We start from the raw sequence: 22,188 nt of genomic DNA, 5'->3' as shown, positions 1-22,188 counted from the left end.
CTTCCTAAAATCCTAGATTAGGAATTAGTAAAAGAAACCGAGAGGCGATAGAAACAGGAAGTTTTGACAACTTCCTGTTTTTTTGACAATTTAGTAGAAAAAAGTGTTCTTTATTGTGCAGGAAAATCCTTGAGAATATAGATTTTTTGGACAATATTTTATATAATATCAAGTATAGAAATGATGTTTTAGAGTTTATGAAATGAAAGAGTAAGGGAAGAAATGAAAACGATTGTTTTGGTTGGGGATCAGGCCTATCAAGAGCAAGTTTCGACTGCAATTAAGTCGATTTTATATTACAATAAAAATGTAAAAATCTATGTTTTCAATCAGGGATTGAGCGACGAATGGTTTCGTGATTTTAATGAGCTAGCTGAGCAGCTGGATAATGAGTTGGTCAATATCAGCTTGGAGCAAGTGACTATCAGTCCAGAGTGGCTGACTCAGGACCATATCAGCTCAGCAGCCTATGCTCGCTATTTCATTCCGCAGTTTGTGGCAGAGGAGCGCGTCCTTTATCTGGATAGCGACCTAGTTGTCAATAGAGATTTGCAACCTTTATTTGATATTCCTCTGGAAGGTAAGCTTGTGGCAGCGGTTGGAGATGCCGGCGGTTATGGCTTTAACTCTGGCGTTCTGCTAATTGATAATCGAGCATGGAAAGAAAGGCAGCTGCAGGAGACGTTTATCAAGGAAACGGACCGCATCATGAGCTTGGTCCAGTCTGGCCAGATGGAGGATTTCAACGGCGATCAGACGGTTTTAAATCATGTGCTGGCTCAGGATTGGCTGCCCTTGGATAAGATTTACAATCTGCAGGTAGGCCATGACTTAGTGGCCTTTTACAGCGGCTGGGATAGTCATTTTGAGCTGGATCAGGAACCTCTGATTATCCACTATACCACCTTTCGCAAGCCTTGGAACTCGGAAGTTAGCTATCGGTACCGCCAGCTATGGTGGGACTTTCAGGCCTTGAGCTTGGCGGAGATTTCAGCCCATCATCGGGGAGAGTTTGAGCTGCAAGACCGATGGGAGAAGGCGGCTCTGAATTGCATGCTCCTGACAGATGTACAGGAGCTGGAGCAGATTGAATTTTTAGCCCAGTCCCTGCCTAGCGTTCATTTTTATATAGCCTGTTACACAGATATGGGAGATTATCTGCGTTCTTTGGATCGCTATGAAAATATCCATCTCTATCCACAGGTTATCCATGCAGTGCTGGATGAGCTCATTGATAAGTGCCAGGTCTATTTGGATATTCACCATGGGAACGAGTACTATGAACTGAGCAGCCGTTTCAAGGCACTTGACAAGCCAGTTCTGGCTTTTGACAATACTAAGAAAAATGAAAAGGAAGAACTGGTCTATCCCCATGAGCACCCTCAGGAGATGGTGAGAAAGCTGCGCAGTCTGATGAAAAAAGAGAAGCCGCAAGCCTTTCGGGCTGTGGTGCTGGCGGCTAATGCTGCCTATAGTGAGCAGGTCTTAACCACCATTAAGTCCATCGTCTGCCACAATCGCTTTATCAAGTTTTATGTCATCAATAGTGACTTTCCGACAGAGTGGTTTGTCAGTATGCGGAAAAAGCTGGCCAAGCTGGACTGCCAGATTGTCAATGCTCGGGTGGATGGCAGTCATATTAGTCAATATAAGACAAATATCCATTATTCAGTTTTTTTGAGATATTTTACGGCTACTTTTGTAGAGGAAGATCAAGCTCTTTATTTGGATTGCGATATTGTAGTTACACGTGACTTATCAGAAATTTTTGCAGTTGATTTAGGTACCTATCCGCTTGGAGCGGTAAGAGATCTGGGTGGAGAAGTATACTTTGGCGAGCAGATTTTTAATTCAGGTGTTTTACTAATTAATGTGAACTACTGGAGAGAAAACGATATTGCGGGTCAATTGATTGAGATGACTGATAACTTACATGATAAAGTTACTCAGGATGACCAAAGCATTCTCAATATGCTCTTTGAAAACCGCTGGATGGAGCTGCCTTTTGCTTATAACTGTATTACGCTGCACACGACCTTTTCGGACTATGAGCCAGAAAAAGGTCTCTATCCGCCGGTGATTCACTATCTGACCGAGCGCAAGCCTTGGAAAGAGTATACCCAGTCCATCTATCGTGAGGTCTGGTGGTTCTATCAGGGACTGGATTGGTCGGATATGCAGGAGCCAGTCGGAGCCCTGACTCAAAAGATGGTGGAAGGTGAAGATGGCTCAAGCCTGTCCTGCCTGGTCTACACCTACTCTTGTGACCTGATGCATATCAACTATCTGATTCAAGCCCTGCCTGTCTGTCATTTCTACATCGCTGCACCGGTAGTGGTGGCAGAGCCAATCACGCGTCTGCTCCAGTATCCTAATGTCAGTGTCAGCTCAGATATTGCGGGCATTCCGGCTCTCTTGGAGTCACTGGAAGCTAAGTCTCAGCTGCTGCTGGATATCAATGCCGGCGATGAGGTAGGGGACATTATTGCTCGCTTTAAGTCTGCTGGCAAGCCAGTCTTTGCCTTTGATAGTACAGTCCATGGCCAGCAGGGGCAGGAAGTCTTTCCAGCTGATAACCCTGAAGTCATGGTGCAGGCTATTGAGAAGCTGGGCTTGGCCGAGCCTGAGGAGCGGCAGATTTCTGTCCTCTCTATCGACCAATCACTGGACTATCTCTTGGAGAAAGGTGCTTCAGTGGTTCGCTTTGGAGATGGGGAGATGGATTTGGTTGCGGGCCGTAGTATCGTCTATCAGGACTTTGATCCAGAACTGTCAGCGCGCTTGAGAGAGATCATGTCTATGGAGAGCGATGAGCATTTGATGATTTGTCTGCCCGATGTTTTTACAGGGCTAGAGCGCTATTCCATTGATGCCCAGAATTTCTGGAATCTAAATCATTTGCCACATTTTCTTGAAAAATATAAAAATATCTGCCGAGCACCTTGGTATGGCTCAACTTTTATTTCCCGGCCTTATATCGATTTGGAAGATAAGACGCCGTCTGCGGGCTATTTTGCAAAGCTCAAGCAGCTATGGCAGGACAAGGACCTCTTGATCGTGGAGGGAGAAACTTCTCGCTCTGGTGTAGGTAATGACCTCTTTGACGGGGCTAGGTCCATCAAGCGGATTATCTGTCCTTCGCGCAACGCCTACAGCAAGCTGGAGGCCATCAAGCAGGCTGTTCGAGAACATGCGGACAATCGTCTGATTTTGACCATGCTGGGTCCGACGGCCAAGGTCTTGGTCTATGATCTGGTTCAGGAAGGTTATCGGGCACTAGATATTGGGCATATTGACTCAGAGTATGAGTGGTTCCAGATGGGAGCTACGCACAAGGTCAAGCTGTCGCACAAGCATACGGCTGAGCACAACTTTGATCAGGATATTGAGTTTAGAGATGACCAAGCTTATGACAGTCAGATTGTTGCCAATCTGGCTCAGGAATGAAGATTAGAAAAAGAATATGAAAGTTAATATTACCAATCTATACGGTATGTCTGGCCAGAGTACGGCCTTGATTGCCCAGAATGATGTGACCAAGCTAGCTAAGCAGCTGGGCTTTAATGAACTGAGTTTTTATTTTTACGATATTTACAGCGACAGTCAGTCGGAGCTTAGTCGTCGTCTGGACGGTATCATGGCTAGTGTGGGCTATGGCGATGTGGTTATCTATCAGTCGCCGACTTGGAATGGCCGGGAGTTTGACCAGGCCTTTATCAGCAAGCTCAAGATTTTGCAGGCCAAGCTGATTACCTTTATCCATGATGTGCCGCCGCTGATGTTCCCGTCAAACTATTATCTGATGCCGGAGTATATCGATATGTACAATCAGTCAGATGCGGTCATCGTGCCTTCTGAGCAGATGCGCGACAAGCTTCTGGCAGAGGGGCTGACGGTGGACAAGATTTTGGTCCAGCGCATGTGGGATCATCCCTATGATTTGCCCCTGCACCAGCCTCAGTTTGCGCCTAAGCTGTATTTTGCAGGAAGTGTGGAGCGTTTTCCGCATCTGATCAATTGGTCTTATGCTACGCCGCTGGAGATTTTTTCGCCTGAGGAAGAGTTAAATCCAGAGGCCAATGTCAGCTATCGCGGCTGGGTCAGCCGGCCAGAGTTGCTCTTGGAGCTGTCCAAGGGTGGTCTGGGTCTGGTCTGGGGCGTTGAGGAAAATCCAGCAGACGAGCCGGAATACTATGGTCTCAATATCTCTCATAAATCTGCCACCTATCTGGCAGCTGGGATTCCGGTCATCGTCCCTTCTTACCTGTCCAATGCAGAGCTGATTCGCGAGCACGGTCTGGGCTTTGTCGTAGACAGTCTGGAAGAGGCCAGTCGGATCGTTGAAAATCTGACTGCAGAGGAATATCAGGCTATGGTCGAGCGGGTTAGAAAGTTCTCTTTCTTACTCAAGGAAGGTTATTTTAGCAAGAAAGTCTTAGTAGATGCGGTGATGGAAGTCTTATCTTAGAGTCTTTCCAGCCATCGTCATGAGGAGTCAGTGTGAAGTCATTTTTTAAACCGTTCATTATCAAGAAGTTTCTGTGGACCCTGTTTTTCTTATTTATTTATGTCTTGGGAACCAAGCTGACCCTGCCCTTCATCGATATGAGTAAGGCTGCGGCTATGGACGGGGCTTCTACGACCTTGAACTATGCGACAGCCCTGATGGGTGGAAATCTACGCAGTATGTCGCTCTTTTCTGTCGGCTTGTCTCCTTGGATGTCTTCTATGCTGATCTGGCAGATGTTTGCTGTGTCCAAGCGCCTAGGCTTGAGTAAGCTCCCACTGGAAGTACAGGAAAGGCGGCGGATGCTACTGACCTTGGTCATTGCCTTGATTCAGTCCGTGGCACTGGTCCTAAACCTGCCTCTACAGGAGATAGGTGGGGTGAATATGACTACGATTATCGTCTTAGATACCTTGGTCTTGATGGCTGGGACTTACTTTCTCATCTGGCTGACGGATTTGAATGCTGCTATGGGACTTGGCGGCTCCATCATGATTGTCATGGCCAGCATGATTGCCTACATTCCGCAGGATATTTGGGACTCCATCAAGGAGCTGAAGATTTCATCTCTTTGGCTGGGTCTGCTGCTGGTTTTCAGCCTAGTCTTTCTCTATCTGGCTGTTACGGTTGAGCGGTCCAAGTATCGAATTCCTGTCAATAAGATCAATATCCATAACCGTTTCAAGAAGTACTCTTATCTGGATATTCGTCTTAATCCTGCTGGTGGGATGCCGATTATGTACGCTATGACCTTGGTCAGCGTTCCCCAGTACTTCCTTTTGATTATCCACTTTCTCCAGTCGGACAATCAGTTGATTGAGCAGTGGATAGAGGCGCTGTCTATGGGAAGTCCGGCTTGGTTTATCCTCTATTTGCTGACTATTTTCATTCTGGCACTGGCCTTCGCCTTTATCAATATCAGCGGCGACCAGATTGCTGAGCGGATGCAAAAGAGCGGAGAGTATATCGAAAATGTTTATCCTGGATCAGCGACCCGCCATTATATCAATGGTTTGGTGACTTATTTTGCTATCGTGGGAGCTGTCTATCTGATTATAACTGCTGGCCTGCCCATGATGGTGGTGCTAGTAGATATTCGGTATCTGCGGCTCAGTATGATTCCGGGGATTTTTATGATTTTTATCGGGATGGTCTTTTCTATTAAGGACGAGGTGGAGGCCTTGACGCTTAATGACCGTTATCGTTCATTATTGTAGGAGAAACTATGTATTACTTTATTCCTTCATGGAGTGGCAGTGGGGAGCGGGTTTGGCACCGGGATATTGTCCCTTGGTACCGCTCTATGCAGCGATTGGAGTTTGATGATACCATTCATCAGATTCGTATTTTTCAAAGTGAAAATCTGCCCGTTCAGCTGCTTTTGCCAGCCTATATGCCACATGCCCGCTATCTCTTGCATCGGCAGGACATTTTTGAGACGGACTATTACTCGGTCTTTGATGAGATTCAGGGAATCCAGTCTAAAGAAATGCAGGTCTTGCAAATAAAGGATCTGGACTGGGAGCCAGACTGCGAGTTTGTCTATACGCCCTTTCTAATCATGGTCCGCAGGCAGGGACAGCTCTATGCCCATGTCGAGTTTGGAGTAGAAGGCTTTATCAGTTTCATCAAGTTTTTCAAGGATGACCAGCTGGACAAGTTTTATATCTTTGATGATCGGGGCTTTGTTTCCAGTATCACCTATTATGAAGCAGGTCAGCTCCTTTATCAGGACTACCTACAGCCGGATGGTGACTGGCGGATTCGTGAGCATCTGAAGCCTGACGACCGCCGGGTAGAGGTCAATCCTGCTTACTTACTGGACTTTGATAAGCTGGAGTATGAGCGGATGCCGGACTTAATCTTGGAGAAATTAGGCCACTATATCGAGCGCAATGCAGAACCGGACAGCCGCTTCGTGCTGGCAACGCATCCCTTATACACTCAAGCCGTTTTGCGCTTATTGCCCAAGAATGTTCAAATCATTCTCAGTTTTTTCCATGAGCGCAATCATACAGTGGATTGGCTAGCTTTAGAAGCAGATTTGCAGCAGGCGAATTTAGTCTTGACTGATCGCATGGATTTCAAGAAGGCTATTCAGCGCTACCTGCCTGGACAGGCTCAGAAGGTGCATTACCTGTCGCCTTTTGATACCCGTCTGCAGCTGGGCAAGAGCCAACGCCGCCGCGAATCCAAGATTTTTTATCAAATTAATCTGGAAGAAGGGCTTAATGACTATGCCATCTTCAAGGTTCTTCACTATGTGGCCAAGCATCCGGATACGGAGCTGACTATCGGTGTTTACAATGCTTGGCAGGAAGGAATCCAAAAGGTGGAGACCAAGGTGCAGGAGGTTATTGATGAATTTCTGAATCGGTATGAATTTGTCAAGAACTACCGCCGCAGTGAGCAGGCTGAGAATGCCCTGCTGGAAAATCAGGAGCAGGTCCTCCGTTTCACCATTAAGAATATCACGGACGAGCTCAGCTTGATTCAGGAGCTGGACGATACGCGGTTAATCATTGACCTGAGTGAGCAGCCCAATCTCTATACACAGATTGCTGGTATTTCTGCCGGGATTCCGCAGATTAATCTGGTGGGCTCGGACTATGTGACCCATCTGCAAAATGGCTATATCTTGGACTCTATCTCTGATCTACCGATTGCTGCAGACTATTACTTGGAAGGTTTGAAAAATTGGAACCAGGCTCTGATTTATTCCATTGAAAAAATCCATCATAATACTGGTCTGGAGCTGATTGGCCGGTGGGAGCAGTGGCTCAAGGAGGCTGAGAATGCAAAATAAGCTGAAAATCTTACAGATTGGCTCAAGCGACTGGAGTAAAGAGCTTGCTATTCCAGACAATATGGCCTGGTATTATTTCTTTCCTAACTCCAATCTAGCTATCAAAAAGGTCATGGAGATGGATAAGATTAGCAAGTTTGATGCGATTCTGGTAGACGATTTGCGTCGGATTCCGGATTTGTTTATGATTGAGGCCAAGATTATCCCTTATACAGTTTTCTATGATCAGGAACAGGAAACTCAGGAAGCGGATATTGAGTACTTCCTTAAGCGTCACTGTGCTCAGCCAACGGATATGAGCAATCGAGCTGACCTGGTCCGCAAGCTGTCCAAGGCTCTCTTTTCCGGCCAGTATGGCGATAAGATGACCCCGCTTGATATGGTGGTCAGTCCCGGCTTTCGTGGCAAGATTTGCTACAATGGCTATGAAAATCTAGAGCTGGAAGGGGATTTTGGTCAGGACTTTCAGCCAATCCTGTCTTGGAAATACAATGTTATAGCCAACAAGTTCAATCCAGTTGAACTTTGGCTTGAATATGAAAAGTCAGGCAGCTGTGAGCTGCGGCTGCGCCTCTATAATATTCAAGAAGGCTCGACTGCAGATATTGCTCGCGAGACTATTTTCGCAGAAGAGGACATGCGGGAATCCATGGTTCTGGACAATGACTTTACTTCCTATCTGGGAGTCAGTCTGGAGGCTAGAGGCGAGGGACGGATTCAGGTTGGTGCTCTGCATCAGCGCCTGACCCGCTATGAGTTTGGCAAGTACGTCCTGGGTGGAAAGATTCTCCGCGATAGCCATCGACAAGAGATTAATTACTTCTTTTATCCAGGAGATTTGAAGCCGCCTTTGGCTGTTTATTTCTCTGGTTACCGTCGGGCGGAAGGCTTTGAGGGCTTTGGAATGATGCGGAGTTTAGGCTGTCCTTTTCTCTTGTTTTCTGATCCGCGCGTGGATGGCGGTATGTTCTATCTGGGCAGTCAGGAACTGGAGAGCAGTATTCATAATATTATCCAAGAGCATTTAGACTTTCTGGGCTTTACTGAGCGGGATTTGATTCTATCAGGCATGTCAATGGGGACCTATGGTGCGGTTTATTACGGTTCGGAGTTTCGTCCGCGGGCTATCGTTTTGTCCAAGCCCTTGGGAAATCTAGGCACTATTGCCCAACGTGGTCGTTTACGCCTGCCCGAGGTCTTTCCGACGGCTCTAGATGTCCTTCACCGTCACACGGGTGGCAAAGATCAGGAACATGTAGAGGAGTTGAATCAACGCTACTGGCGTAAGTTTGAGAAGGCTGATTTCAGCCGTACGACCTTTGGTATCGCCTATATGAGAGAAGAGGACTATGATCCGACGGCCTATGAGGATCTGGTGGCAGCTCTTCATCTGACTGAGGCCAAGCTAATTAGCAGAGGTGTCCCTGGACGCCATAATGACGACTTAGCTGTGTCTGTGTCTTGGTTTATGAATTATTATCGAATGATATTGGAAAAGGAATTTGGGAGAAAGAAATGAAGATTCAAAAAAGAAAGGGTGTTTACTGGGGAGAGCTGAGAGGGGTTTCGGCAGCTGGTAAAATGACTGACTTTACCTATCTCTACGGCACTACCCTTATTATTCATTCCCCTTCACATGTATTTTTTGAAAATAAACTAATGGCTTCTGGCCAGACCATCCATGAATGGTCTTCCAAATGGAACTATCAGCGAGACCGGCAGGTACCTGCTCTCCCCTTGCTCAAAAAGGGAGCTCGCTACGGCCTGTCTAGAGATATGACCACTTATCCTGAAGCCAGCGTCTTTCTGAAAATCATCTTCTTTGACCGCTATGATAAAGAAATCAGCAATCAAGTGGAGCGCTCGGAGAGTATGATCTTTACCTACCCAAAGGAAGCCTATAGCTATAAGGTTCAGCTGCTGAGTGCAGGAGTTGAGTCCTTAGAGTTTCATTGCCTAAATATTGACCAAATCATAGAGGAGTCTGATGATTAAAAATCATTTTCAAATTCAGCGCTTAAAGAAAATCTTAGCCAAAGTCAAGAGCTTTGAGTCAGAAATGGCTGGCTTGTCAGACGCTGACCTGCGAAAGAAAACACAGGAATTTAAGGAGAGATTGGCCGCAGGTGAGACTTTAGACGACTTGCTGCCGGAGGCTTATGCTGTGGTGCGGGAAGCGGACAAGCGGGTGCTGGGCATGTTTCCCTACGATGTGCAGGTCATGGGGGCGATTGTTCTCCATGAGGGCAATGTCGCTGAGATGGCTACGGGAGAGGGTAAGACCCTGACAGCTACCATGCCGCTCTATCTTAATGCCCTGTCTGGACAAGGAGCTATGCTGGTGACCACCAATACCTATCTGGCCCTGCGGGACGCTCAGGAAATGGGTCAGGTCTATCGTTTTCTGGGGCTGACTATTGAGGCAGCAGTGGTAGCTGATGAGTCTGGAAATTTGACGCCCAAGCAAAAGCGGCTGATTTACCAGGCGGATATTGTCTATACGACCAATAGTGCCTTGGGCTTTGACTATCTGATTGAAAATCTAGCAGAGAATAAGGATAGCCAATATCTTAGTCCTTTCAACTATGTCATCATAGACGAGATTGACTCCATCCTCTTGGACAGCGCTCAGGTGCCTTTAGTTATCTCTGGTGCTCCTCGAGTTCAGTCAAACTTCTATGGTATCATGGATACCTTCATTACGACTTTGAAAGAAGAAGAGGACTACCACTACGATGACGAGAAAAATGAAGTCTGGCTGACATCAAAAGGTATTTTAGCGGCAGAGTCTTTTCTTGACTTGGAGCATCTTTTTTCCAAGGAAAATCAAGAGTTGGTCCGCCACCTCAATCTAGCCTTGCGGGCCCACAAGCTCTACAAGAAGGATAAGGACTATGTTGTCCGCCAGGGTGACAAAGAAGCAGAAGTTGTACTTCTGGACCGCGCAACCGGCCGTCTGCTGGAAATGACCCGGCTTCAGGGAGGCCAGCACCAGGCCATTGAGGCCAAGGAGCATGTCAAGCTGACGGAGGAAACGCGGGCCATGGCTTCCATCACCTATCAGAATCTCTTCCGGCTCTTCCGGAAAATCTCTGGTATGACTGGAACCGGCAAGGTGGTGGAGAGCGAGTTTATGGAGACTTACTCCATGTCTGTCATCAAGATCCCGACCAACCAGCCAGTTATTCGACAGGATTTGCCAGACCAGCTTTATCAGACTCTGCCAGAAAAAGTCTTTGCTTCACTAGACGAGGTCAAGCACTACCATGCTCAAGGCAATCCACTCTTGATTTTCACCGGCTCAGTGGAGATGTCAGAGATTTACTCTTCCCTACTGCTGAGAGAAGGCATCGCCCACAATCTGCTCAATGCCAACAATGCGGCGCGTGAGGCGCAGATCATCGCAGAGTCTGGGCAGAAAGGTGCTGTGACGGTGGCTACATCCATGGCCGGCCGCGGTACGGATATAAAGTTGGGACCGGGTGTCGCTGATTTGGGTGGTCTCGTGGTGATTGGTACTGAGCGGATGGAGAACCAGCGGATTGACCTACAGATTCGTGGCCGTTCAGGCCGCCAAGGTGATCCGGGGATTAGTAAGTTTTTCATCTCGCTAGAGGATGATCTGCTCAGGAAGTGGGGGCCAGATTGGCTCAAGAAGCTCTACAAGGACTATTCAACTGAAGAAGTTCAGCAGCATCCAGTCCAGCTGGGACAGCGCCGCTTTAGACGCTTAGTAGCTAAGGCCCAGAGAGCCAGCGAAAGCAGTGCCAAGATGTCCCGTCGGATGACGTTGGAATATGCCCAGTGTATGAAGATTCAGCGGGAGATTACCTATGCTGAGCGCAATCGTCTGATTCAAGCTGAAGAGCGGATTGATGAAGAAATCAGCCGTGTCCTCAGTCAGGTCATTCATCAGGCGGCCTATGAGCAGTCCTATGAGACGCGAGCTGACCTCTATCGCTTTATTTTAGACCATTTCAGCTATCATGCTGAGCGTATTCCTTATGATTTTGATATTTATTCGCCGGAGAAAATTGCAGAGCTCTTGCAGGATATTGCTGAGCAGGAATTGCAGGCAAAGAAAGCCTATCTCAAGTCTGACAAGCTATTCACCCATTTTCAGCGGGTGTCCGTTCTCAAGGCTATTGATGAGAACTGGGTCGAGCAGGTGGACTATCTGCAGCAACTCAAGACGGCCTTGAGCGGTCAGCATTTCTCTATGAAAAATCCTCTGGTAGAATATTATCAAGAGGCTTACGATGGCTTTGAATATATGAAGGAGCGCATGAAACAGCAGATTGTCAAGAATCTTTTGATGAGTGAATTGGCACTCAACCCTAAAGGAGAAGTCATCATGTACTTCCCGTAAGACGAGGAGAATATGACAGTATATAACATCAACTTAGGCATTGGCTGGGCCAGCAGCGGTGTAGAATACGCCCAAGCTTATCGGGCCCAGCTTCTGCGCAGGATCCAGCAGCCGGCTAAGTTTATCTTTATGGATATGATTTTAGCGGATAATATTCAGCATTTGACGGAAAATATTGGTTTTCTGGATGAGGAAGTTATCTGGCTTTATAATTACTTTACTGATGTCAAGATTGCACCAACGACGGTGACGCTGGATCAGGTGCTGGCTCAAGTCGCAGGTCAGCCGGAGCGCTCGGAGAGAGAGGGCAAGATTGTCCGCTATTTCTATCCGCAGGATGATCAGTTTATCACTTGCTATCTGCGGCAGGAAGACCAGGACTTTGTCGAGCATGTGGAGTATGTCTCGCGGGGGAGATTGATTCGCAAGGATTATTTCTCCTATGTCCGCTATGCCAGTGAGTACTTCGCACCCCACAATGACGCCGCAACCCTCTACCAGCGCCGTTTTTACCACGAAGACGGCAGTGTGGCCTATGACATGCTGATAGAGGATGGTCAGGAAGAGCTCTATCGCTTTCCGGATCGGATTTTCTATTCCAAGGCTGAGCTGGTTCGTTATTTTCTTCAGAGCTTGGAGTTGAAATCTGATGATGTGGTCATCTTGGATAGGGAGACTGGGATTGGTCAGGTTGTCTTTGAGGAGAGTCAGAAGGCTAAGCTGGGAGTGGTGGTCCATGCAGAGCATTTTAGTGAAAATGCCAGCAGTGACGACTACATTCTCTGGAATAATTTCTATGACTACCAGTTTACCAATGCTGATAAGGTGGACTTTTTCATCGTGGCAACAGAGGCTCAGAAAGCGATTCTAGAGCAGCAGTTTCAGCATTACTCGGACAAGCAGCCCAAGATTGTCACCATACCGGTGGGGAGTCTCGACCAGTTGACTTATCCCAAAGAGCCTCGCAAGCCTTTCTCTATGATTACGGCTTCGCGTCTCGCTACGGAAAAGCATATCGATTGGCTAGTGGCAGCGACTGTCCAAGCCCATGCCCAGCTGCCTGAGCTGACTCTTGACATTTACGGTAAGGGGGGCGAAGAGGAGAAGCTGCGCCGCAGGATTGAGGAAGCAGGAGCTCAGGACTACATTCGGCTCAAGGGGCATGCAGATTTGAGCCAGATTTATGTAGGTTATGAGCTTTATCTGACGGCTTCAACCAGTGAAGGCTTTGGTCTAACGCTCATGGAAGCAGTTGGATCGGGTCTGCCTCTCATCGGCTTTGATGTCCGCTATGGCAATCAGACTTTTATCGATGATGGTAAAAATGGTTATCTGATACCGGTCAGTTCCAATCAGGTCGAGGATCAGATTATTGCTGCTTTTGTGGAGAAGATAGTAGCTCTTTTTAGCCAAGGACGCCAGCAGGAGATGAGCCAACACTCTTATCAAGTGGCCGAGAATTATTTGACCAGCCGAGTTGAAGCGGCTTGGTCCCAGCTTTTAAAGGAGGTCAGAGATGATTCAGCTCTTTGATTATTACAATCAGGAAACCCAGGATCTGCATGATTCCCTCCTTGCAGCTGGCTATGACTGTCCGACCATTGTCATTGAGGCCAATGGCTTTCTGCCGGATGACATGATCTCCCCCTATACTTACTTTCTGGGGGATGAAGAGGGAGTAGACCATCCGCTCTTTTTCAATCAAGTACCAGTGCCACCTTTCTGGGAAATCACAGGTGACCATCAGTCGGCGCGTGTCAGTGACATGGGAGAAGAAAGGGCACGGATTCACTATGCCAGTCAAGCCAAGGGCCGGCTGGTCAAGCAGGTAGACTGGCTGGATAAAAAAGGCCAGCTACGACTGAGTGAGCGCTATAATAAGCAAGGCCGCTGCTTTGCTAAAACAGCCTATAAATCAGGACAGGAAGCTTTCAACACAACCTATTACAGCACTGATGGTCAGGAGCGTATCGTGGAAAATCATGCCACTGGTGACATCATCCTGACTTTAGACCAAGAGCCCTTGCGGATTTTTAAAAGCCGAGTGGATTTTATCCGTTTCTTTTTAGAGCGGCTAGACTTTGACTTGGATCACATTCTCTTTAATTCGCTGGCTTATTCTTTCCTAGTTTCCCACAGCTTGACCGGCCGGTCTGGCCAGGATATTCTCTTTTGGCAGGAGCCTCTGTATGATGAGCTGCCCGGCAATATGCAGTTGATTCTGGAAAATAGTCAGCTGCGGGCGCAGACCATTGTCATTCCAGATTTAGCAACTTATGAAAAGGCCAAGAGTCTGGCAGCGACTGACCAGCATAAGTTCCTGCATCTGGGCTATCATTATGATTTCAAGCGGGATAACTACCTACGAAAAGATGCTTTAATTCTGACCCATTCAGATCAGATTGAAGGCTTAGAGTTTTTTGTTCAGTCCCTGCCGCAGCTAGTCTTTCGCATTGCAGCTCTCACGGAAATGTCGCCCAAGCTCTTGTCTATGCTGTCCTATAAGAATGTCGTACTTTATCAAAATGCCAGTCTCAAGCAGATTGAGCAGCTCTACTTGGAATCAGACATCTATCTGGATATCAATCACGGCGGTCAGGTCCTGCAGGCAGTGCGCAAGGCTTTTGAGAACAATCTCTTGATTCTTGGCTTTGAGCAGACCCTGCATGACAGACACTACATTGCCCGAGAGCATATTTTTGACAGCAGCCAGCCAGCTCAACTGGCATCAACTTTGGAAGAAGCCTTATCTGGTGTTGAGCAGATGCGGTCAGCCTTGCAAGCTCAAGGTCGACATGCTAACGATGTACCCGTCAGTCTTTATCAGGAGACTCTCCAAAGCTTGTTAGGAGGTCAACATGGCTAAAAAAGATTTATTTCATAAGGATATTGAGGGACGGTTAGATGAGCTTAAGCATGGCAAGCCCAAGAAAGAAAAGACTAGCTTGGGTGAAAATCTCAACAAGGCCTTTGTCATCGCCTTGGGCTTGATGATCTTGATTGGCTTGATTTTTACATTGATTGGAGCCTTGAGGAAATAAAATGCAAACAATATTGATTACACTTACCATTGTAGCAGCCTTTGTCTTGATTTTGCTGGTTAGTCTTCTTCCCAGAGAAAACCAGCAATTTTACAGAGACACCAATACATCAATCGGCAAGTCAGGCTACTGGGAAACCCACCTCGCAAAGAAAATCCTAGTTCTTTTAGCAAGCCTTTCCCTGATTGTGCTCATGATTTTCTTTATGATTCAATCTCTTTGATTTCTCAGACGATGGCTAAATAAGAAAGACCCTCTATTGCAGACGATGGAGGGAATTTTTATAAGCTGATTTTTTATGTAAAGGTTTTAATTTCTGAGAGCACCTTGATATTTTCCTGAAAAGGAGTAAACTGGATATACAAGTGATGGAGGTTTGGTATGAAATTATACGTTCAGTTGATGATTATTTTTATGATTTCCCTCGTTGGAGAAGGAATTTCAAGTGTTTTCCACCTGCCTGTTCCGGGCAGTATCATTGGTTTAGTCTTGCTGTTTTTGGCTCTGCAGTTCAAGCTCCTACGCCTGCGTCATATCAGCATGGTTGGCAATTTTCTTTTGGCAAATATGACCATCCTTTTTCTGCCTCCTGCGGTTGGTATCATGGATAAATTTCAGGTCATCGCGCCTTATCTGCTGCCGATTATTTTGATTGTTTTAGGAGCGATTGTGCTTAATGTCTGCGTGATTGCAGTTGTGGTGCAGCTGATTAAGACTCGTTTTGAAGGAGATTATGAGGAAGGAGACGCCAGCAATGTCTGATTTATGGAGCAACCCTCTCTTTGGCCTTGCCTTATCTATCTTGGCCTATCTTTGTGGTCTATTGATTTTTCGGAGATTTCCTCATCCTTTGACAACACCGTTGCTGATTGCAGCAGTTTTGGTTATTGCATTTTTAAAATTAACCGGTATTTCCTACAAGGATTACTATGTCGGCGGCTCCTATTTAAACAACCTAATTGTGCCATCTACGGTTGCTTTGGGGATTCCGCTTTACAAGACTTTTCATTTGATGAAGCACCATGCACGCAGTATTTTGATTGGGACCTTTGCGGCGGTTGTAGTCAATACCAGCTTCACTGCTTTACTGGCTAAGTTTTTCGGAATGGATTTCTTTCTGGCTGTTTCTCTTTTTCCGAAATCTGTCACAACGGCCATGGCTGTCGGTATCACAGACAAGCTGCAAGGTCTTGCTACAGTGACCTTAGTGGTGGTGGTTGCGACGGGCATTCTGACCAGTGTATTAGGACCAACGCTTCTTAAGCTCTTAAAAATCACAGACCCGGTAGCTATTGGTCTAGCTTTAGGGGGAACAGGCCATGCGGTAGGAACGGGAACCGCCTTTAAATACGGCCAGGTCGCAGGAGCTATGGCAGGACTTGCGATTGGCGTGACCGGCCTCATGTACGTTCTGGTCAGCCCCATCGTGGCAGCGATTATTCTGAAGTAAAAATAAACAAGGTTGAAACGTTTTGTTTCAACCTTGTTTTGCTTATTGCAGATTTAGTTTGTTTTTTACGATGGCATAGATTGTAAAATAGAAACCGAAAATTTTGACGAGTTCAAAGACGATTCGGATAATAATGAAACCATCTAGCATCTGTTCAAATTCCGAAGAGGAGTAACTATAATCATATAAACTAAGTAGTCCATATGAATCAAAAGAACTAGGTAATAAGAGTGACAGGACTGCCAGAACAGTCCAAATCAAAAATCCGAAGAGCACAGCCATCATAATCCGATTCTTCTTGAAAAGCTGTCCGACTGAGATTGCTAGATAAAAGAAGAGGATACCAGAAAGTATTTGAAGGAGATTAAGGAAGCCGTATTTGACAATCCAAAGCCATAAATCTGGGATTTCGCCAATATATTTAAAAATCTCATTAAATGAATAGCCTGTAATAGGGAGGGCAATGCCAAAAATGACAAGGCCGCTAATAAACATGGTTAGCATACACAAGAGGGTCCAAACAAATGCGGAAAGAAGTTTAGACAGAAGAATCTGATGCGGCGTAACCGGCAAAGTCCAAGTCAGGTAGCCTTCTCGCCCAAAAACATTTTTATAAAACCGACGGATGATAATGATGGTATTGGACAGAAAGACAGCGCAGGATGCAGAAAAAAGCAAGAGGAAGAGTAGGTATAAAGTGAAAATAACACCACTAGTAGCCATTGGGTAGTCACTATAGCGTTCCATGACCTCAGGTCTCAAGCTGCTGCCAGTTATAAATCCCATCAAGATAGAGAGAGACAGAAGAATGGCAAAGGTGATACAATACCATTTATAATTAGACTTAAAGTCGTATTTAAACAGTTTTCCAAACATATAATGAAGACCTCCTAATAAAAGCGAAACTGGCTGCGGAAGAGATTATCAATGGATTGATTGTACTGTTGACGCAGCTGATTAGCATTTTCATGCAAAAAGATCTGACCTTGGTTAATCAGGATTACTTCATCCAAGATTGGCTCGATATCTGCGATCAAGTGGGTGGAAATGATGACAGAAGACTGAGGTGTGCGGTTTTGAATGATGGTCTGCAGGATATAGTCGCGAGCGGCCGGATCAACACCACCGATAGGCTCGTCTAGGATATAAAGCTCCGCATGGCGGCTCATGACCAAAATGAGCTGCATTTTTTCTTTGTTTCCTTTTGAAAGGCTTCCTATGCGCGCTTGAGGATCGATATGAAGATCCTTTAGAAGCTGCATGGCTTTCGTGCTGTCAAAATTATCATAAAAATCTTGAAAATATTTTACAGCTTCGATTACTTTGGAGCTGTCGCTTAGATAAGTCGTATCTGGCAGATAGGAAACGATTCTTTTGGTATCAGGAGAAGGTTTGACGCCTTTGAGATAGATATGGCCAGAGGTCGGCTGCAAGAGACCATTGATAAGCTTGATAATAGTTGTCTTGCCGCTTCCATTAGGACCTAGAAGTCCGATAATTCTGCTAGGTTGGATGTTTAAGCTCACATCATACAGGGCGGGTGCGTCGCCATAATTTTTATGGACATGGTCAAGATAGACCAGAGGATACTGATTCATACATATCTCCTTTATTTTCTTCAATTTACAATTATTATACCTTTTCCTTAGGAAAATGGCAAAGAAAGCCGGAAAGAGGGAATGGAATCTTTCTGTTCAGTCAAACTCCTATTTCCCTCATTCAGTGAATTGCGGTATAATAGTTATAAGAAGAAGCAAAGCATGTTCAAGGAGAAAAATGTGGTGATACAACTTGATACCAAGACTGTTTACAGTTTTATGGATAGCTTGGTCCCGATAAAGAAATATGTGCAGAAAGCCAAGGACTTAGGATACAGTCATCTGGGCATGATGGATGTGGACAATCTCTATGGAGCCTATCATTTCTTAGAGGAAGCCGAATCTGCGGGACTGCAGCCACTTTTAGGCTTGGAGCTGAGTCTGATCAAGGCAGAGCAGGAGCTTCATCTCCGTCTGCTGGCCTTGGACAGTCAGGGCTATCGCAATCTGATGAAAGTCTCGACTCTCAAGATGATGGGACAAAAAAATTGGGAGGATTTTCAGCATCTATTTAAGGGATTAGCTTTGATTGTTCCTGCTTTTGACGGAGTAGCAGATTTAGATTTGGGGATGGATTTTTATGTTGGAGTCTTTCCAGCAACGCCTAAGCAGGAGTTTGGTCGGCCAACCCTGCCCCTGCATACCGTCCGATATTTTGATAGGGGGGATTTGGAAACCTTGCAGATGCTCCGGGCTATTCGAGAAAATGCCAGCCTGCGCGAGATTGGCAGCCTCCCTAATCATGAGTTTTTTCTGGCACCAGATGCTCTGGCAGGAGCTTTTAAGGAAACTTTCCCAGAGAGTCTGGCTAATCTTGAGAAGCTAGTCCGTGATGTTCACTATGATATCAATAGGGAGCTGAAACTGCCACGCTTTAATCGGGAGCGGCCAGCTGTGGAAGAGCTAAGGGAGCGCTCCGAAGTTGGCTTAAAAAAACGTGGTCTAACAGGTAAACTTTATCAGGAACGACTGGACCAGGAGCTGGCTGTCATTCATCAGATGGGCTTTGATGATTATTTCCTCATCGTCTGGGATTTGCTGCGCTTTGGTCGCAGTCAGGGCTACTATATGGGTATGGGTCGAGGATCTGCTGTCGGCAGTCTGGTGGCCTATGCTTTGGAGATTACTGGGATTGACCCAGTCAAGAATAACCTGCTCTTTGAGCGCTTTCTAAATCTAGAGCGCTATACCATGCCCGATATTGATATCGATATTCCTGATGTTTACCGGCCAGAGTTTATCCGCTATGTTCGTGACCGCTATGGCAGTATGCATGCGGCTCAGATTGTGACCTACTCGACTTTCGGAGCCAAGCAGGCCATTCGCGATGTTTTCAAGCGCTTCGGTCTGCCAGAGTATGAGCTAACCAATATCACTAAGAAAATCCGCTTTGGCGATAGTCTGACCTCTGCTTATGAGAAAAATATGGCCTTTCGTCAGATTATCAACAGTAAGCTAGAATATCAAAAGGCCTTTGATATTGCTAAAAAAATCGAAGGTCATCCCCGTCAGACATCTATTCACGCAGCCGGCGTTGTGATGAGCGACAGTGACCTGACAGACCAGATACCGCTCAAATATGGTGATGACATGTATATCACCCAATATGATGCCCACGGTGTGGAGAGCAAAGGACTGCTCAAGATGGACTTTCTGGGCTTGCGCAATCTGACCTTTGTCCAGCGGATGAAAGAAGCAACCCTGAAAAAATATGAGGTAGATATTGAAATTGCAGAGATTGACTTGGAGGATGCAGACACTCTGAAACTCTTTGCGGCTGGCCAGACCAAGGGGATTTTCCAGTTTGAGCAGCCGGGCGCTATCAGTCTGCTCAAGCGGGTTCAGCCAGTTTGCTTTGAGGAAGTAGTGGCCACGACTTCTCTCAATCGTCCTGGAGCCAGTGATTATATCGACAATTTTGTCAAAAGAAAGCATGGACTGGAGCAGGTGGAGTTGATTGATGACAGTTTGGCTGATATTCTAGCTCCGACTTACGGTATCATGCTCTACCAAGAGCAGGTTATGCAGGTAGCCCAGCGCTTTGGTGGCTTTAGTCTGGGGAAAGCCGATATTTTGCGGCGGGCAATGGGTAAGAAAAGTGCTGCTGAAATGCACCGCATGCAGGAGGACTTTGTCGCAGGTGCTCTCAAGCTAGGGCATTCGGAATCCAAAGCCAAGGAAGTCTTTGCTATTATGGAGAAGTTTGCTGGCTATGGCTTTAACCGCAGCCACGCCTATGCCTACTCAGCTCTGGCTTTTCAGTTGGCTTATTTCAAGGCTCACTATCCAGATGTTTTCTTTGATGTCATGCTCAATTATTCTAGCAGCGACTATATCACTGATGCCCTGAGTTTTGACTTTGAAACAGCGCCCCTCAGTATCAACAATATCCCCTACCATGATAAGTTTCAGGATAAGAAGATTTTTTTGGGTCTGAAAAATATCAAAGGCCTGCCTAGGGATTTGGCTTACTGGATTATCGAAGAGCGACAAAATGCTGCCTTTACTGGGGTGGAAGACTTTATTCTGCGCCTGCCTCAGAATTACCATAAGATTCCGCTGCTGACTCCTCTGATTCAGCTGGGGCTCTTTGACAGTTTTGAGAAAAATCGGCAAAAAATTCTGGCCAATCTGCCTAATCTATTTGTATTTGCGGATGAGCTGGGCAGTCTCTTTGCGGATACGACCTATTCTTGGACAGAGGCTCAGGATTTTAGCGATGCTGAAAAGTTTGAGCTGGAACAGAGCATAATCGGTGTGGGGCTTAGCGATCACCCCTTGGTTAAACTGGCCAAAGAAGCGGCCCAGCCCTTTAGCTGGATTGCTGAGTTGACAGAAAATAGCAGAGCTAGGATTTTGGCTGAAGTCCAGACTATTAAGACTATCCGGACTAAAAATGGCGAGAATATGGCCTTCTTGCAGGTTTCAGATACCAAGAAAAAACTGGATGTTACCCTCTTTCCTGATACCTATCGCCAGCTAGGTGAGCGCATTAAGGAGAAGGGGATTTACTACTTGAGCGGCAAGGTGCAGGAGCGGGATGGTCGTTTACAGTTGGTCTTGTCAGATATAGAAGAAGCCACTACAGAACGGTTCTGGATAAAACTTGCTGGACATGAGCATGATCGGGAAATATCTCATGTTTTGCAGAAATACCCCGGCAATATTCCGGTTGTCCTGCGCTATGAAGATGAGAAGCGAACTATATCTGCACCTCATTTCCGAGTGGAGAAATTAGAGCAGCTGCAAGAGGAATTGAAGAATTATACTATGAAAACGATTTTTCGTTAAAAAATATGGAAAATAGGAGAATTTTCATGATGATTGTGGTATAATCTATAAGAATGTTAAAAAGAAAAAGGAGCAAAAAGCGAAATGAAACGTATTGCTGTTTTGACTAGTGGTGGCGATGCCCCTGGTATGAATGCTGCCATCCGTGCAGTTGTTCGTAAAGCAATTTCCGAAGGAATGGAAGTTTACGGGATTTATGATGGCTACGCTGGAATGGTTGCTGGCGAGATTTACCCACTTGATGCGACATCAGTTGGTGACATTATTTCTCGCGGTGGAACTTTCCTTCACTCTGCTCGTTACCCTGAGTTTGCCCAAGTTGAAGGGCAGCTGAAAGGGATTGAGCAGCTTAAAAAACATGGAATCGAAGGTGTCGTTGTTATCGGTGGAGATGGATCTTACCACGGTGCTATGCGCTTGACAGAGCATGGCTTCCCGGCTGTCGGTGTTCCAGGAACCATTGACAATGATATCGTCGGAACAGACTTCACTATCGGTTTTGATACAGCTGTTACTACGGCTATGGATGCGATTGACAAGATTCGGGATACCTCATCCAGTCACCGCCGTACTTTCGTTATCGAAGTAATGGGACGTAATGCTGGTGATATTGCTCTTTGGGCAGGTATTGCATCTGGTGCGGACGAAATCATCGTTCCTGAAGAAGGTTTCAAGATCGAAGAAGTTGTTGAAAGCATTAAGAGTGGCTATGCCAAGGGTAAGAAGCACAACATCATTGTCTTGGCTGAGGGTGTCATGTCAGCGGATGAATTCGCTGAGAAGCTGAAAGAAGCTGGTGATATGAGCGATTTGCGTGTCACAGAGCTCGGACATATCCAGCGTGGAGGCTCACCGACTGCGCGTGACCGTGTTCTTGCATCTCGTATGGGAGCACATGCTGTTAAACTGCTTAAAGAAGGTATCGGCGGAGTTGCTGTTGGAATCCGCAATGAGCAGATGGTTGAAAGCCCAATTCTGGGAACTGCTGAAGAAGGAGCGCTCTTTAGCTTGACTGCTGAAGGCAAGATTGTCGTTAACAATCCGCACAAAGCTGATCTGGACTTGGCTGATTTGAACCGCAGCATCAATATTTAATTATTATTTGTTATTTGTTATTCAGGCCAAG

At 46.2% G+C, this 22,188-nt stretch carries 17 protein-coding genes; 15 read left to right on the top strand and 2 right to left on the bottom strand.

Translation table 11 applies throughout. From position 1 onward, the window contains the following. Positions 1-222 precede the first annotated feature (222 nt). The 13 genes from J1C91_RS07525 to J1C91_RS07465 all read left to right on the top strand — a co-directional run bounded on the left by J1C91_RS07525 (position 223) and on the right by J1C91_RS07465 (position 16,173). The gene (locus tag J1C91_RS07525) at positions 223-3,447 is read left to right on the top strand and encodes an SP_1767 family glycosyltransferase (RefSeq protein ID WP_125439070.1); all 3,225 of its coding nucleotides are present in this window, start codon (positions 223-225) and stop codon (positions 3,445-3,447) included. A 16-nt stretch (positions 3,448-3,463) separates the two neighbouring features. After that, on the top strand, positions 3,464-4,468 hold the full coding sequence (locus J1C91_RS07520; RefSeq protein ID WP_125439068.1) for a sugar transferase: 1,005 nt from the start codon (positions 3,464-3,466) through the stop codon (positions 4,466-4,468). Between the two features lie 32 nt (positions 4,469-4,500). Next, positions 4,501-5,724, top strand: a complete 1,224-nt coding sequence (secY2, locus tag J1C91_RS07515; RefSeq protein WP_125439066.1) for an accessory Sec system protein translocase subunit SecY2 — start codon at positions 4,501-4,503, stop codon at positions 5,722-5,724. Between the two features lie 8 nt (positions 5,725-5,732). Continuing rightward, positions 5,733-7,313 (top strand): accessory Sec system protein Asp1, encoded by a 1,581-nt coding sequence (gene asp1 / locus J1C91_RS07510; RefSeq protein ID WP_125439064.1) that lies wholly within the window; start codon positions 5,733-5,735, stop codon positions 7,311-7,313. Next, positions 7,303-8,832 (top strand): accessory Sec system protein Asp2, encoded by a 1,530-nt coding sequence (gene asp2 / locus J1C91_RS07505; RefSeq protein WP_125439062.1) that lies wholly within the window; start codon positions 7,303-7,305, stop codon positions 8,830-8,832. Before asp1 ends, asp2 begins: the two co-directional genes overlap by 11 nt. After that, the gene (gene asp3 / locus J1C91_RS07500) at positions 8,829-9,308 is read left to right on the top strand and encodes an accessory Sec system protein Asp3 (protein WP_125439060.1); all 480 of its coding nucleotides are present in this window, start codon (positions 8,829-8,831) and stop codon (positions 9,306-9,308) included. Before asp2 ends, asp3 begins: the two co-directional genes overlap by 4 nt. Beyond that, positions 9,301-11,682: an accessory Sec system translocase SecA2 gene (gene secA2 / locus J1C91_RS07495; RefSeq protein ID WP_125439058.1), complete on the top strand. Its 2,382-nt coding sequence runs from the start codon at positions 9,301-9,303 to the stop codon at positions 11,680-11,682. Before asp3 ends, secA2 begins: the two co-directional genes overlap by 8 nt. A 12-nt stretch (positions 11,683-11,694) precedes the next feature. Then, positions 11,695-13,215 (top strand): accessory Sec system glycosyltransferase GtfA, encoded by a 1,521-nt coding sequence (gene gtfA / locus J1C91_RS07490; protein ID WP_125341670.1) that lies wholly within the window; start codon positions 11,695-11,697, stop codon positions 13,213-13,215. Then, positions 13,199-14,548 carry an accessory Sec system glycosylation chaperone GtfB gene (gene gtfB / locus J1C91_RS07485; RefSeq protein ID WP_125439056.1) on the top strand — a complete coding sequence of 450 codons (1,350 nt, stop codon included), beginning with the start codon at positions 13,199-13,201 and terminating at the stop codon, positions 14,546-14,548. The genes gtfA and gtfB overlap by 17 nt, the downstream gene beginning before the upstream one ends. Beyond that, positions 14,541-14,723: an accessory Sec system protein Asp4 gene (gene asp4 / locus J1C91_RS07480; RefSeq protein WP_002917455.1), complete on the top strand. Its 183-nt coding sequence runs from the start codon at positions 14,541-14,543 to the stop codon at positions 14,721-14,723. Before gtfB ends, asp4 begins: the two co-directional genes overlap by 8 nt. 1 nt (position 14,724) lies before the next feature. Beyond that, on the top strand, positions 14,725-14,946 hold the full coding sequence (gene asp5 / locus J1C91_RS07475; RefSeq protein ID WP_002917454.1) for an accessory Sec system protein Asp5: 222 nt from the start codon (positions 14,725-14,727) through the stop codon (positions 14,944-14,946). A gap of 158 nt (positions 14,947-15,104) precedes the next feature. Further along, positions 15,105-15,485 (top strand): CidA/LrgA family protein, encoded by a 381-nt coding sequence (locus J1C91_RS07470; RefSeq protein WP_002900667.1) that lies wholly within the window; start codon positions 15,105-15,107, stop codon positions 15,483-15,485. Next, positions 15,478-16,173 (top strand): LrgB family protein, encoded by a 696-nt coding sequence (locus J1C91_RS07465; protein ID WP_002910116.1) that lies wholly within the window; start codon positions 15,478-15,480, stop codon positions 16,171-16,173. Before J1C91_RS07470 ends, J1C91_RS07465 begins: the two co-directional genes overlap by 8 nt. A 42-nt stretch (positions 16,174-16,215) precedes the next feature. Here the strand turns inward: J1C91_RS07465 and J1C91_RS07460 are convergent, their stop codons facing one another. After that, positions 16,216-17,049 carry a lantibiotic ABC transporter permease gene (locus J1C91_RS07460; protein ID WP_125439054.1) on the bottom strand — a complete coding sequence of 278 codons (834 nt, stop codon included), beginning with the start codon at positions 17,047-17,049 and terminating at the stop codon, positions 16,216-16,218. A 14-nt stretch (positions 17,050-17,063) separates the two neighbouring features. After that, positions 17,064-17,771, bottom strand: coding sequence for an ABC transporter ATP-binding protein (locus J1C91_RS07455; RefSeq protein ID WP_125439052.1), 708 nt, complete (start codon positions 17,769-17,771; stop codon positions 17,064-17,066). A 180-nt stretch (positions 17,772-17,951) separates the two neighbouring features. On the opposite strand from J1C91_RS07455, the gene J1C91_RS07450 reads away from it, so the two are divergent. Together J1C91_RS07450 and pfkA are read left to right on the top strand one after the other, a co-directional pair. Next, entirely contained in the window at positions 17,952-21,062 is a 3,111-nt protein-coding gene (locus J1C91_RS07450) for a DNA polymerase III subunit alpha (protein ID WP_312023179.1), read from the top strand. 84 nt (positions 21,063-21,146) lie between these two features. Continuing rightward, a complete protein-coding gene (gene pfkA / locus J1C91_RS07445) occupies positions 21,147-22,157 on the top strand; it encodes a 6-phosphofructokinase (protein WP_002906871.1) in 1,011 nt (336 codons plus the stop codon). The last annotated feature ends 31 nt before the right edge of the window (positions 22,158-22,188 follow it).

It is taken from the genome of Streptococcus sanguinis (genome assembly GCF_050222175.1).
In the GTDB taxonomy this organism is placed as follows: Bacteria; Bacillota; Bacilli; order Lactobacillales; family Streptococcaceae; genus Streptococcus; species Streptococcus sanguinis_M.
This window is presented reverse-complemented; position numbering and strand designations above follow the sequence as displayed.

What these genes read in the sequence shown, in the direction of transcription:
- asp2 (WP_125439062.1), top strand. Translation starts at nt 7,303, where the DNA reads ATGCAAAATAAGCTGAAAATCTTACAGATTGGCTCAAGCGACTGGAGT.
- gtfA (WP_125341670.1), top strand. Translation starts at nt 11,695, where the DNA reads ATGACAGTATATAACATCAACTTAGGCATTGGCTGGGCCAGCAGCGGT.
- secA2 (WP_125439058.1), top strand. Translation starts at nt 9,301, where the DNA reads ATGATTAAAAATCATTTTCAAATTCAGCGCTTAAAGAAAATCTTAGCC.
- J1C91_RS07520 (WP_125439068.1), top strand. Translation starts at nt 3,464, where the DNA reads ATGAAAGTTAATATTACCAATCTATACGGTATGTCTGGCCAGAGTACG.
- asp1 (WP_125439064.1), top strand. Translation starts at nt 5,733, where the DNA reads ATGTATTACTTTATTCCTTCATGGAGTGGCAGTGGGGAGCGGGTTTGG.
- gtfB (WP_125439056.1), top strand. Translation starts at nt 13,199, where the DNA reads ATGATTCAGCTCTTTGATTATTACAATCAGGAAACCCAGGATCTGCAT.
- J1C91_RS07525 (WP_125439070.1), top strand. Translation starts at nt 223, where the DNA reads ATGAAAACGATTGTTTTGGTTGGGGATCAGGCCTATCAAGAGCAAGTT.
- J1C91_RS07465 (WP_002910116.1), top strand. Translation starts at nt 15,478, where the DNA reads ATGTCTGATTTATGGAGCAACCCTCTCTTTGGCCTTGCCTTATCTATC.
- asp4 (WP_002917455.1), top strand. Translation starts at nt 14,541, where the DNA reads ATGGCTAAAAAAGATTTATTTCATAAGGATATTGAGGGACGGTTAGAT.
- J1C91_RS07455 (WP_125439052.1), bottom strand. Translation starts at nt 17,771, where the DNA reads ATGAATCAGTATCCTCTGGTCTATCTTGACCATGTCCATAAAAATTAT.
- pfkA (WP_002906871.1), top strand. Translation starts at nt 21,147, where the DNA reads ATGAAACGTATTGCTGTTTTGACTAGTGGTGGCGATGCCCCTGGTATG.
- J1C91_RS07460 (WP_125439054.1), bottom strand. Translation starts at nt 17,049, where the DNA reads ATGTTTGGAAAACTGTTTAAATACGACTTTAAGTCTAATTATAAATGG.
- J1C91_RS07470 (WP_002900667.1), top strand. Translation starts at nt 15,105, where the DNA reads ATGAAATTATACGTTCAGTTGATGATTATTTTTATGATTTCCCTCGTT.
- asp5 (WP_002917454.1), top strand. Translation starts at nt 14,725, where the DNA reads ATGCAAACAATATTGATTACACTTACCATTGTAGCAGCCTTTGTCTTG.
- asp3 (WP_125439060.1), top strand. Translation starts at nt 8,829, where the DNA reads ATGAAGATTCAAAAAAGAAAGGGTGTTTACTGGGGAGAGCTGAGAGGG.